Source organism: uncultured Senegalimassilia sp., from assembly GCF_934636665.1.
Taxonomy (GTDB): domain Bacteria; phylum Actinomycetota; class Coriobacteriia; order Coriobacteriales; family Eggerthellaceae; genus Senegalimassilia.
In genome coordinates, this window is sequence record NZ_CAKUAT010000005.1 from 87273 (window position 1) to 99739 (window position 12467).

The following is a 12467-nucleotide window of genomic DNA, read 5'->3' on the forward strand; positions in this document are numbered from 1 at the left end:
TACAATATCAGGAACGGCTTATCTCGCTACAGCGGCTTTTTCTGAGCCAAACCGGTTCGGCGGGGAAGCTTAAGCTTCGGCTTGGCAACCTTCTCATAGCACAAGATCCGGCGGGAGTAATCATCAAGCTCATAGGTCTGATCGTCGACCAGTTCCATACCAACCTGCTTGCCAACAACGCGAGCATGATCAAGCTCGTCTTGCTCGACAAGGGCCTTGAAGCAGATAAGGCGCCCGCCCATCTTCAACAGCGGCGAGGAAAGCTCAAGCAGAATGGACAGCTTCGAGAGCGCTCGAGCGCTGATTGCCGCGAATTGCCCAGCCTGCTCGCGCCCAAGGTCCTCGATGCGGCCAGCGTATGTGGAAACATTTGCAAGACCAAGTTCTTCGATGAAACCGTCAAGGATCTGAACCTTTTTCTGAACGGAATCAACGAGCAACGTAGGCCTGCCGGTTTCAATGGCAAGCGGAATGCCAGGGTAACCAGCACCCGTTCCGATATCAGCATAGCGGCCTTCGGGACAGGCATTCAGAGCATCAAGGCCGAGCAGGGAATCCTGCACATGAAGCACCATGCCATCCTCCCAGGAAGAGATGCGCGTGATGTTCGTGGTCTTGTTGGCTTCGATAACCAACTCCAAATGTCGCTTGAGCAAGTCCTCGTGCATGAACCGTTCCTTCTGTCCTGTTGTTTCACGTGAAACATACTTTAGCCCTTCGTGCAGCATATTGGGCGCCAAGCATGTGAACCCCTTGAAAAACAAAGAGGCCGCATCCGAAGATGCGACCTCATACAGTCTTGCGATATCAACCAGAAGCTAAACGGAAGCAACCGCTTAGAGCGGAACAACGACAACGTGGCGAGCAGAACCCTCACCCTCAGACGCCGTCTCAACACGCTCATCGTCGCGGAGGGCGATGTGCACGATGCGACGCTCGTACGGAGTCATAGGGCGAAGCTTCACACTGCGATGCTGCTTGGCAGCCTTTGCGGCAGCGTTACGAGCGATGGATTCAAGCTTCTCGCGTTGACGGTTCTTGTAACCCTCAACGTCCACGATAACGGGGTAGCGGAAGCCCATGGTGCGAACAGTGATGGCGGACACCAGGAACTGCAACGCATCAAGGGTCTTGCCATGACGGCCAATGAGAACAGCCAGGTCGTCACCGGTGATGTCGAGGATAAGCTCGCCTTCATCGCCTTCGTACTCGTCGATGGTGACCTCACCGACGTCGAAGTGCTTCAGAATGTCCTGGATGGTTGCGATAGCGGTATCCGCGATGCGATCAAGATCCTCGTCGCTGATGCCGCCTTGTTCGACCTGGGCGTCTTGAGCCTCTTCTGCGGTCAATTCCACGTTCTCTTCTTCTGCCATTTGCAGCTCCTTAGAACTAAAAACCACAGTGCGCGGTGTTTCACGTGAAACACCGCGCACCATTACGCAAAATCGATTAAGCGTGCTTTTTGGAGGTGTCCTTCTTCTTCGGACGCGGCTTCTTAGCCTTGCGGGTGACGTCGACCTCAATCGGCTTCACCTCGATGGTCTCCTCCTTCTCCGCATCGCGCTTCTTCATGAGACGCATGGAGATCTGCTGCTGGCACACGCCGATGATGGAGGAAACGCCCCAGAACAGAAGAACGCCGGCAGGGGAGCTCCAGCTGATCCACAGCATGAACAAGCTCATGACGCCAGCCATGATCATGGTCTGGTTGCGCTGCGGGTTATCCTTCTGACCCATCTGCATCAGGATCATGGGCAGGAACGTAGCGCCTGCGAACACGATCATGAGAATAAGGTACGGGAGGAACGTGCCGAAACCACCGGCAACCGCACCGGACGGCGTCATAACCAGGTTGGGAACCAGGTTGAAGAACTGGTAGCCCTCATCGGAACCCAGATAGTTGGGCATCTCACGCAGCACCTGGAACAGAGCGATGAAGATAGGCATCTGAAGGAGCATGGGGAGGCAGCCCGCCAAGGGGTTGAACTTGGCATCAGCGTAAAGCTTCTGCATTTCCTCCTGCATACGCTGCGGGTCGTTGGCGTACTTCGTCTGAATCTCCTGCATCAGAGGCTGAACCTTCTGCATCTGATACGAAGACTTCGTCTGCTTATGCATCAACGGGGAGATAAGCACACGGAAGATGATGGTCACGATGATGATGGCCAAGCCCCAGTCTTGGCAGAAGCTGAAGAAGAATTGGATGATGTCGAATATCCAGTTCTTGAATACTTCCCACATACTATGGTTTTCCTTCCTTTAACCGACAAAAAGCCGCCGGCTTAAGCCCCTCCCTTATGGGACGGGATCGTAGCCGTGCGGCCCTCCAGGTCGACACCGTAGAATACGTTTTACCGTCAGCCTTAAGCCCTTTGCGAAACCGTAACGTTGAAACGCGATGAGCCCGTATTCCGAGCACGTCGGGGTAAAACGGCAGCACGACGGGAACATAGGCGAGATAGCCGCCCTATAAAAGGTAATGAGAAACATAGCCACCTTGCACGGTATGCTTCCGAAACCTTTCTTCATTCCAATCAGACCCTACCGAATTCCAGCGCGTTTCAGCGCTTCGTCGCATGTTTCGAGCACTTTACTATACTTAGCGCGGCAAATACCCGACTTCGCGAGAAATATCACATCGAGATTCGGGAATGGGCCGCCCAGCTCACGGCAAATAGCTCTCATTCGACGTTTTGCGCTGTTACGCCAAACAGCGTTACCGGATTTTTTTCCTGCAATAAAAGCAACACGACCGTAAAGGCCGTGCTGCTTCGCTGGTAACACTATGAGCGTAAGGTACGGTGTACGCAGGCGCTTTCCGCTAGAGAACAGATCGGAGATGTCCGCTTTGGACTTGATAGTCTCCAATCGAATACTCTTTACACGCAGAGACGCTTACGACCCTTAGCACGGCGAGCAGCCAGAACCTTGCGGCCGCCCTTGGTTGCCATGCGGGCACGGAAGCCGTGGCACTTGGCACGCTTACGAGTGTTAGGTTGATAGGTGCGCTTCATATCGTTTCCCTTTCATGGTTTAGAGCAACTTGTTGAGTATAACCGGAACAACACGGCTGTCAAAAGGTTTTTACCTATATATGCCAGCCGATGCACAAGATACCCACATTATGAAAGCCCACCTGCGAAAACACAAAGTTTTCCACAACATTGCCAGTGCACTGGAAAACGTCGCTTTCAACAATTCGTAGGGGGATTGAAACCATAGGTCGCAACATCTAGTGGAGATAACGAAGATGTCTTTCCAGCATCCCGAATGCACCGGCACGAGAAAAACAAACGGGAATATCCTCAGCACCGATTGGAGATATCGATCCCCGCACCCAGCGGAAGCGTTTCCGGCAACCTAGGGGAGATCACACGCGAAGCGATCTCAATCCGCTTTCGGCACTGAGGGAAAACTATGCGCGAAGAGCGCCCGCAAGTGCCTCGGCAACGCCATATCCAAATGGCAGAAGGGCGGAAGTGGAAAACCAGATTGAGCAGCGAAACGAAATCCAACAAGAACGAACCTTCATAACCGATCCCTGCCGCTGAAAAGAAGGAAATGCGTCCCGAAACTCGCAACCAACGGCTGAAAAAACGAACTTCTCCCCAGCAGCCGATTCCAACGATTGTGGAAAACGTTGAAAACTTGGAATTCATTCGAAAGACGATGTGGAAAAACACCGAATAGCACAATCTCAAAGCGCTTAAAGGCTCCGATAAAACAAACGCTGGACCAGGCATTTAAGCAGTTGCATAGTTTTCAACACGCCCCTGAACAGGTATTTTGCCGTTCTCTACAGCGTAACCGCGTTGCTTTTCGAGAGAATGCACAATTGACCTGGGACTTTCCGACTCTTCCGCCAAACCCCTGCCTTCGGTCGAGAAAATGCCGCGAAAACACCTTGGAACGACCTGGAATTTCAACAATGTCGAAAACCTTTACACCTCTGTTTTTCACACTTATTCGAGTTTTCATTCCAGTTTTCAACAATCTTTGAATAGAAAGTGGAAAACAGAGGAAACAATGAGTTCATCGTTGTGAAAAACTTTCAGTCAATAGTGAATTTTCCACATTCGATTCCAGAATTTGCCCAGTTGAATGGAATTCAACAGGAAAAGAGGGTACACTTTTCAAGGATTTTTCCCGAAAATGTGTAAAACTTTGGAAAACAGCGAACGTGGAAAGCGGTAAAAGCGCAGATGAGCGAGCAAGAACAGCATCAGGAATCTCCTGAAAACAACGATGATGAGGGCTTCGACTTCACTCACGTGAATTCGGTTGCGCGCATCGCCCTATACGACAACTTGCTAAGCGCGCCGCGCGTCACCGAAATCCAGCCCGCTCCCACCGGCGAGTTCATCGAAAGCCTGGCAACGAACGTATACCAGCAATCGCAGGCAGCGGGCGGCACCATTCCCTATACGGTTATCCGCGAGGTTTCGGAAAACTTCATACACGCACGATTCCAGGAAGCAACGGTGTCCATCCTCGATCACGGCTGCACCATCCGCTTCGCGGACCAAGGGCCGGGCATCGCCTGCAAAGACCGCGCGCAACTGCCCGGATTCACCTCTGCCATCGAGCCCATGAAAAGCTACATCCGCGGCGTAGGATCGGGTCTTCCCATCGTGAAGGAATACCTCGACTTCACCCACGGCACCATCAGCATCGAGGACAACCTCGGCACCGGATCGGTGGTCACCATCAGCGCCAACGGCAGCAATCCCCAGCTTCCCAAAGAGCTGGAGATCGACCATGTCGAGGAGGACGAGGACGCAGAGCATCCCGAACCCATGGCGCCGCGCTATCGAATCGCCGAGGAAGACCACGAACCCGCATACAACGCCCAGCCCGCATACGCTCAGCCCTCGGCCCAATACGCACCGGGGTTTGCGGCCCAGCCGCCTATGCAGGCATACCAGCAGACTCCGCAGATGGCATACGCAGCCCCTCAGCAATTCGCACAGCCCGGATACCCGACGCCTGCCCAGCAGGGCTACATGCAGGCGCCCGTCCAGCAACCGATGGGCTACCCCTATGGCCAGCAAATGCAGCAGCAACCGCAGATCCAGCCCGCGGCGGTGGATGCGCAGCCGATCATCGCGTCCCTGTCCCAGCGCGAGAAGGACTTCCTCGTCATCTACCTGAAAGAAGGGGTGCTGGGCGTATCGGACGTGGTCAAACTGACCGGAGCGGCGCAATCGAGCGTGCACAACACGCTGAAAAAGCTGGAAGGTATCGGCCTTTTGAAAATGTCCGGCAAAAAGCGCATGCTCACGAACTTGGGCGTCCAGGTTGCGCAGCTGCTGTAGAACACGGCGGCAATCAGTTTTCAACGAATCGAAACCGCGCAAGGCGAACACGCCTGAACGCGTATGACCGAAGGCCTGCTTATGAACACGGAAGAAATCAATCAGCTATGGGCGGAGGTATGCAGCCGCGTCAAAAGCTATGAGGGGATCATAGGTCCCCAGGTAGATGCGCTGTTCAGCCAGCTATTCCCCCAAGCCGCCAGCGACGGGTTCATGATGCTGACCGCCAATACGGAATTCATCAAGAACTTCATCGAGCGCCATTACATCGACTATATCAAGCGCGCCCTCGAAGAAATCCGCGGGGTGCCTTTCGACGTGCTCATCGGCATTGACGAATCGCAGGCTCCTGCGGCAGCGCCGGCTACACCCGCTCCGACAGCTGCAGCGCCCAGCCCCGCCGCAGCGCCGGCTGCACCCGCGACCGCACCGACAGCGCAAGCAGGCATGCCGGCTGCAGCCCCCGCGACCGCGCCGCAACCAGCGATTCAACCGACGGCTTCGGCACCAGCAGCCCAACCGATAGCCGCACAACAAGCTGCCACCCCCATGGCAACGCTCCCGGCGAGCGAGACGCTAGACGCAGCACCGGTCCAGGCGGCAGCGATACCGGCTCAGGCAGCGGCTCGGGTCAACGCCGTCCCGCAGGTGCCGCCGACGCAGACCCCGGTTGCGGCCCCGGCAAGCACACCGGACCAGCAAGCGACCGCAGCCCCCGTTGCCGCCGCTCCGCAAGAACCCGCCCCGCAGGTCATCCCGGCCGACAGCACCGTGTCCGACCAGCCCACGCCGAACAACTCCGTCACCTCGACGCTCACGTTCGAGAATTTCGTCATCGGCGACTCGAACCGCATGGCGTATTCCATGGCCGTCTCCGTTGCCGAAACCCCGGGCAAACCGCATCTAAACCCGTTGTTCATCTACGGAAGGTCGGGCCTGGGCAAGACGCATCTGCTTCGGGCCATACAGAACTACATCAACAGCAACATGCCCAACCTGCAGGTCGTCTACAAAGACTCGAATGAGCTGCTCGAGGACTACATGGACGCATCTGCGGCGCACGACACGGAGAAGTCCAGCTACAAGAACTTCAAGATGTACTACGAGGAAGCCGACGTCCTCCTTGTCGACGACGTCCAGCAACTGCAGGGCAAGAAGCAGACGCTCGACATCATGTTCCAGATATTCAACAAGCTGACAAGCCAAGGCAAGCAGGTCGTTCTCTCCGCCGACCGCGCGCCGAAGAACATCGACATCGACGAACGCTACAAAACGCGATTCAACTCCGGCGGCACGTTCGACATCCAGCCGCCCGAGATCGAGACCAAGCTGAGCATCGTCAAAAGCTTCATCCGCGAATACGAGGACATGGAGCAATCCGGGCCTATCAACATGCCCGAAGACGTACAGATATGCATCGCCGAGAGTTCAGGGTCGAACATCCGAGAGTTGAAAAGCGCGGTGACCAACGTCATCGTCAAGATGAAGTGTGGGGAAGGCTCGGACATCACCGTGGCCGACGTGCGAAAACTGCTGGAGAACCACTTCTCAGGCGGCCCCAGCAAAAGGCTCACCGCAGACGACATCCTGAAGGTGACGGAGGACTTCTTCAAGGTCAGCCACACCGACATCGTGGGAAAGAAGAGGACGCGCAACATCGCCCACGCACGCCAAACCGCCATCTACCTGTGCCGACAGCTGCTCGACATCCCCTACGGGGACATCGGGAAAAAGTTCAACAGGGACCACTCGACCATCATGTATTCGGTAGGCAACATCGAAGCGAAGATGAAGGAGAACCGCGTAGCCCGTGAGGAGATGGAAGCGCTCAGACAGATCATTCGCGAGCTATAACGCAACACCATCGAGGGAAAACGCAATGTTTCACGTGAAACAACCAGGTTGACCAGGCACTTTAAAGGATTCGGGAAAACATGGGGATAAACATCGTAAAACATGGCGAAAACCATCGAACTCAAGAGGAAAGATAATGTAGTCAATAATCGCGGTGGATGGAAGGAACAGGCAACCCACATTTGAAGTTGAATTACTTTTCAAGAATGACATGGGGTTTTGCGAGTTCTCAACATTTCCACCGCGCTTATTATTACTACTATTCAAAAACCTATTATTAAAAGAAAAGCATTGAAGATAAATAACAACGTTGCATGGACCATCTATCATGGAGCAACGCCTTACGTAAAAGGAAAGAGGAGCCAGTGAAATTCAGCATCAACCAATCGGAACTGCAGGATGCGCTCGCCGTTGTGCTCAAGGGCATTGCCACCCGTTCCACGCTGCCCATTCTTTCGGGTATCTACCTTGATGCCCATAACGACAACCTGACGCTGCAGGCAACCGACTTGGAGCTGTCCATTCAATTCACCATCCCTGCCTTGGTGGAAGAGGAGGGTCGCTCGGTATTTCCCGGCAAGCTGTTCTTCGATATCGTGAAGAACCTGCCCGATGCCGCCGTGCATGTTGAAACGGGCGAGGATTCCGCCGTCATCACGTGCGACGCTTCTTCGTTCTCCATCAAGACGTTGGATGCCGAGGACTTCCCGGGGTTCCCTCATGTTGATACGCAGCAGGCTATCTCCATCCCGTTCTCCCAATTCTCGTCTATGGTCAAGCGCGTGGCGCGCGTGGTTTCCAAGGACGAGAGCCGCGCCATCCTCACCGGCGTGCTCATCACGTTCGAGGGCGAAACGCTGAAGATGGTGGCAACCGACTCCTATCGCCTTGCCATCACCGAGGCTCAGCTTGGCGAGCCCGCGGCCGAGGGTTTCCAAGCTGTTATCTCCGGCTCGTTCCTGCAGGAGCTTGCTTCTCTGACGCGTACGGACGACCCGCTAACCATCGCTTTGGCGGAGAATCAGATCGTGGTCACCTATCACGATACCGTGTTCATCAATCGCCGCATCGAGGGCAATTTCCCGAATTATCGTCAGCTGCTGCCCGATTCCTATGAGACGCGCGTTCGCCTCAACGTGAGCCACCTTGTCTCCGGCGTGAAGCGTACGTCGATTCTGGGTCAGCAAAGCTCGCCGGTGAAGTTCGCCATCGACGTGGAAAGCCAGACCGTGCAGCTTTCCGCCGCCGCCCAGGATGTGGGTAGTGCTCAGGAGACGCTGGCGTGCCAGGGCGAGGGCGAGAACGTCGAGATCGCCTTCAACTACGCATACGTGCTCGACGGCTTGGGCTCGGTGAACACCGATGACGTGTTCCTGGAAGTCCAGTCGGGTATGAAACCGGGCATCTTCAAAGCCGGCGAAGGCGAGAACTTCCTGTACCTGGTCATGCCTGTGCGCATTTCCTAACAACGAAGGCGTTGCATGAGCCTTCGCATCAAAGACGTTGCGTTCGATGATTTCCGCAGCTATGAGCATTTCCGCTTGAACGACATCGGGCCCTTGACCGTGCTGGTGGGGCCCAATGCCGTCGGCAAGACCAATGTTGTAGAGGGAATTCAACTGCTGACGGCGCAAACGTCGTTCAGGAACCCCACGGGAGTGCAGCTTGTGCGCGAAGGCGCCGCTTTTGCCCGCTTGCGCGCAACTGCTGCCGACGAGAGCAGGTTGCTGGAGCTGGGGCTGACGATCGAGGCGGGCAAACGCCGGTTCACCCTTAACGGCAAGCAGAAACGGACGGCGGACCTGAAGGGCGTCATCCCCTCGGTAACGTTCACCCCCGACGACTTGAACCTGGCGAAGGGCTCGGGCACTACGCGCCGCAACGCGCTCGACTCCGTGGGATCGCAGCTTTCGCGCAACCATTACCTGATACGCCGGGACTTCGATAAGGTGCTGCGTCATAAGAACTCGCTGCTGAAAGACGAGGCATCGCCGCTTTTGCTGGAGAGCCTGAATGACCTGATGGTCACCTGCGGTGCTCAGCTGGTGTGCTATCGGGCGGCCCTGTTCGGCAAGCTGGCGGCGTCCATGGCAAGCTATTACGCCGAGATCGTGGGGAATCGGGAGGCGCTGTCGGCCCGTTATGCGCCGTCGTGGTTTGCCGAGGGCGAATGGCTCGATGCCGGCGAAACGCTCGACCGCGACGAGGCCCGCGAACGTTTCGCCGCGGCTCTTACGGCGTCGATGGCGCAAGAGCGTGCCCGCCATCGTGCGCTGGTGGGACCTCACGCCGACCGCATCGAGTTTTTCGTCGAAGGGCGCCCGGTGGGCGTGTATGGAAGCCAGGGCCAGCAGCGCTCGGCGGTGCTGGCGTTCAAACTGGCGGAAGTCACGCTTATCTGCGACCTTCTGGGCCAGCAGCCGGTGCTGTTGCTCGATGACGTGATGAGCGAGCTCGATGAGCAGCGCCGCCGCGCGCTGGTGAAGTTCGTCTCAGGGGATATCCAAACGTTTATAACCACGGCGAACCTGGCGTATTTCGACGAGGACCTGCTCGCTGCGGCCCGCGTCGTGCGTTTGCCCCTTGAGCGGAAGGACGGTGAATGATGGCCGATCTTGGCAGAGGATTGCAGCAATTGCTGCGAAGCCTCGGCGCCGCCGGCGCCCAAGCCGCGCGTTCCCAACGCGTTGCGGAGGTGCACGTTCGCTGGAAGTGCGCCGTGGAGGCCGTCTATCGCGATTCTGCGCCGCTGGTGCTCGACCACACCAATGGCGTGTATATCATGAAGCCCGAACAGGCCAACGACCCCATGGCGGCCCGCGTTCCGGCGGGCAAGACCCTGCTTGTGGTGTATTGCGATGACGCCATGATCCGATCGGACATCGATGCCCGCCAGGAAATGCTGAAGATCCGCCTTAACGAGCAAGGCGAGCATGTGGCCCTGTTCTCCATCAAGCCCGCCCGCTTCGATATGAAGGCCCGCCATCCGTTTCGCGAGGAGGCCGCCCGCGCCGCGCAGCAGGCGGCCCAGGCCTCGCGCATCCCGGAGCCGCTTATCAACTCCGAGGCTGCGGCCCGTTTGCGCGAGCAAGCCGAAGGCGTTGAGGACAAACGCCTCAGGGAATCGATTTTGAAAGCCTTGGAGGCAAGCGAAAAGCCAGGAAGCTCAAAAAACGGCAAAAGTGGTCTTTAGAGCGAAAATCATGCCTTAGAAGGCATCTGAAGGCCTGTAAAGGGCGTGGAGAGCCCCGGTGCCAAGACGCGTTGTGGTAGAATTAATAGGTTCCAGAACCATCCGGAATCGAAACATTCAATACTAGAGGAGCGTGTCAGTGGCAGCAAAACCTGATCATTACGACGGCTCGGACATTCAGGTCCTCGAGGGCCTCGAACCCGTTCGCAAGCGTCCTGGCATGTATATCGGCTCCACGGGCCCGCGCGGTCTCCATCACCTGGTTTACGAGGTTGTGGACAACGCGGTCGACGAGGCTTTGGCCGGTTACTGCAGCCATATCGAGGTGACCATTCACCCCGACAACTCCATCACCGTCTCCGACGACGGACGCGGCATCCCGGTCGATGAGCATCCCAAGGAGAAGATCCCCACGGTCGAGGTCGTCCTGACCGTTTTGCACGCCGGCGGCAAGTTCGGCGGCGAGGGGTACAAGGTGTCCGGCGGCCTGCACGGCGTGGGCGTGTCGGTTGTGAACGCGCTGTCCACGCGCGTCCAGGTGAACGTGCGCCGTGACGGCGAGGAATACCAGATAGCCTTCGAGCAGGGCAAAACCTGCGAGAAGCTGCACGAGGTGGGTACCTCCGACCACACCGGCACTACGGTCACCTTCTGGCCTGACCCCGAGATCTTCACCGAGACCACCATCTACGACTATAGCGTGCTTGCGGCGCGTTTTCGCGAGATGGCCTTCCTGAACAAGGGCTTGAAAATCACGCTGACCGACGAGCGCGCAAACCCGAGCCTCATCGTGTCGGATGCCTCGCCCGAGCCGCATAGCGATGTCTTCCAGTACGAAGGCGGCATCATCGACTTCGTGACGTACCTCAACGAGGGCCGCGAAACGCTGAACAAGCCCATCTATTTCGAGGCCGAAAGCGCCGACGGCACGGTCGAGGTGGCCATGCAATGGTCCACGTCGTTCTCCGCGAACTCCGTCATGGCGTTTGCCAACAACATCAACACGCACGAGGGCGGCACGCACCTCGATGGCTTCAAGCAGGCCGTCACGCGCACCATCAACGAGTACGCGCGCAGCAAGGGCATCCTGAAGGAGAAGGACAACAACCTCTCCGGCGACGACACCCGCGAGGGTTTGGCCGCCGTCATCTCCGTGAAGCTGCACGACCCGCAGTTCGAGGGCCAGACGAAGACGAAGCTCGGCAACTCCGAGATCCGCCCGCTCGTCCAGAACGCCGTCACGCAGGGTCTGGCCGAGTACCTGGAGGAGAACCCTGCGCCGGCCAAGCGCATCATCGGCAAGGCCACGCAGGCTCTGAAGGCCCGCGAAGCCGCCCGCAAGGCCCGCGAGATGACGCGCCGTAAGGGCGTGCTTGACTCGTTCGCCCTGCCGGGTAAGCTGGCGGACTGCTCGTCCAAAAAGCCCGAAGAGTCCGAAATCTTCATTGTAGAGGGCGATTCCGCAGGTGGCAGCGCCAAGCAGGCGCGCGATCGCAAGACCCAGGCCATCCTGCCGCTGCGCGGTAAGATCTTGAATGTCGAGCGTGCCGGCCTGCATCGCGCCCTGTCCAGCGATACCATCAGCTCGCTCATCACGGCCATCGGCACGAACATCGGAGAGGACTTCGACGCTGATCAGGCGCGTTACCATCGCATCATCATCATGACCGATGCCGATGTCGACGGTGCGCACATCCGCATCCTGCTGCTGACGTTCTTTTACCGCTACATGCCCGAGCTCATCAACCGCGGCTACGTGTACATCGCATGCCCGCCCATCTTCGGCGTGAAGAAGAAGAACACCCGCTCCACGAAGATCGAGCGCTATATCTATGACGAGAACAGCCTGAGCCGCGAGCTCGAGGAAATGGGCGGTTCCGAGAAGTTCGACGTGCAGCGCTACAAGGGTCTTGGCGAGATGGACCCCGAGCAGCTGTGGGAAACCACTATGGAGCCCGCCACCCGTACGCTTCTTCAGGTGAGCATCGACGATGCCGCCGAGGCCGAGCGCACGGTCAGCGAGCTCATGGGCGACCAGGTCGAGCCGCGCAAGGAGTTCATCCAGAAGCACGCCCGCGACGTTAGATTCTTGGACATCTAGG

General features: G+C 57.3%; 12 protein-coding genes. 6 read left to right on the top strand and 6 right to left on the bottom strand.

Features of this window, described 5'->3' with window-relative positions; genetic code table 11:
* Positions 1-26: 26 nt before the first annotated feature.
* From rsmG to rpmH, 6 genes are all read right to left on the bottom strand, one after another.
* Complete coding sequence (gene rsmG, locus Q0G75_RS03070) at positions 27-668, bottom strand: 16S rRNA (guanine(527)-N(7))-methyltransferase RsmG (RefSeq protein WP_294416186.1); 642 nt, start codon at positions 666-668, stop codon at positions 27-29.
* Between the two features lie 168 nt (positions 669-836).
* Positions 837-1376 carry a R3H domain-containing nucleic acid-binding protein gene (locus Q0G75_RS03075; protein WP_294416184.1) on the bottom strand — a complete coding sequence of 180 codons (540 nt, stop codon included), beginning with the start codon at positions 1374-1376 and terminating at the stop codon, positions 837-839.
* Positions 1377-1452: 76 nt separating this feature from the next.
* The gene (locus tag Q0G75_RS03080) at positions 1453-2244 is read right to left on the bottom strand and encodes a YidC/Oxa1 family membrane protein insertase (protein WP_294416182.1); all 792 of its coding nucleotides are present in this window, start codon (positions 2242-2244) and stop codon (positions 1453-1455) included.
* A gap of 54 nt (positions 2245-2298) precedes the next feature.
* A complete protein-coding gene (yidD, locus tag Q0G75_RS03085) occupies positions 2299-2532 on the bottom strand; it encodes a membrane protein insertion efficiency factor YidD (protein ID WP_081468857.1) in 234 nt (77 codons plus the stop codon).
* Between the two features lie 12 nt (positions 2533-2544).
* The gene (gene rnpA / locus Q0G75_RS03090; RefSeq protein ID WP_294416180.1) at positions 2545-2871 is read right to left on the bottom strand and encodes a ribonuclease P protein component; all 327 of its coding nucleotides are present in this window, start codon (positions 2869-2871) and stop codon (positions 2545-2547) included.
* Between the two features lie 11 nt (positions 2872-2882).
* Positions 2883-3017 (bottom strand): 50S ribosomal protein L34, encoded by a 135-nt coding sequence (gene rpmH / locus Q0G75_RS03095; RefSeq protein WP_042432297.1) that lies wholly within the window; start codon positions 3015-3017, stop codon positions 2883-2885.
* Between the two features lie 1188 nt (positions 3018-4205).
* Between rpmH and Q0G75_RS03100 the strand changes: the two genes are divergently transcribed.
* From Q0G75_RS03100 to gyrB, 6 genes are all read left to right on the top strand, one after another.
* Positions 4206-5318 carry an ATP-binding protein gene (locus tag Q0G75_RS03100; protein WP_294416178.1) on the top strand — a complete coding sequence of 371 codons (1113 nt, stop codon included), beginning with the start codon at positions 4206-4208 and terminating at the stop codon, positions 5316-5318.
* A gap of 81 nt (positions 5319-5399) precedes the next feature.
* Positions 5400-7172, top strand: a complete 1773-nt coding sequence (gene dnaA, locus Q0G75_RS03105; protein ID WP_294416176.1) for a chromosomal replication initiator protein DnaA — start codon at positions 5400-5402, stop codon at positions 7170-7172.
* Between the two features lie 365 nt (positions 7173-7537).
* Positions 7538-8638: a DNA polymerase III subunit beta gene (gene dnaN / locus Q0G75_RS03110; RefSeq protein ID WP_294416173.1), complete on the top strand. Its 1101-nt coding sequence runs from the start codon at positions 7538-7540 to the stop codon at positions 8636-8638.
* A 15-nt stretch (positions 8639-8653) separates the two neighbouring features.
* A complete protein-coding gene (gene recF, locus Q0G75_RS03115; RefSeq protein WP_294416172.1) occupies positions 8654-9778 on the top strand; it encodes a DNA replication/repair protein RecF in 1125 nt (374 codons plus the stop codon).
* Positions 9775-10365: a hypothetical protein gene (locus Q0G75_RS03120; protein WP_294416170.1), complete on the top strand. Its 591-nt coding sequence runs from the start codon at positions 9775-9777 to the stop codon at positions 10363-10365. The genes recF and Q0G75_RS03120 overlap by 4 nt, the downstream gene beginning before the upstream one ends.
* A 139-nt stretch (positions 10366-10504) precedes the next feature.
* On the top strand, positions 10505-12466 hold the full coding sequence (gene gyrB / locus Q0G75_RS03125) for a DNA topoisomerase (ATP-hydrolyzing) subunit B (RefSeq protein ID WP_294416168.1): 1962 nt from the start codon (positions 10505-10507) through the stop codon (positions 12464-12466).
* Position 12467 lies beyond the last annotated feature (1 nt).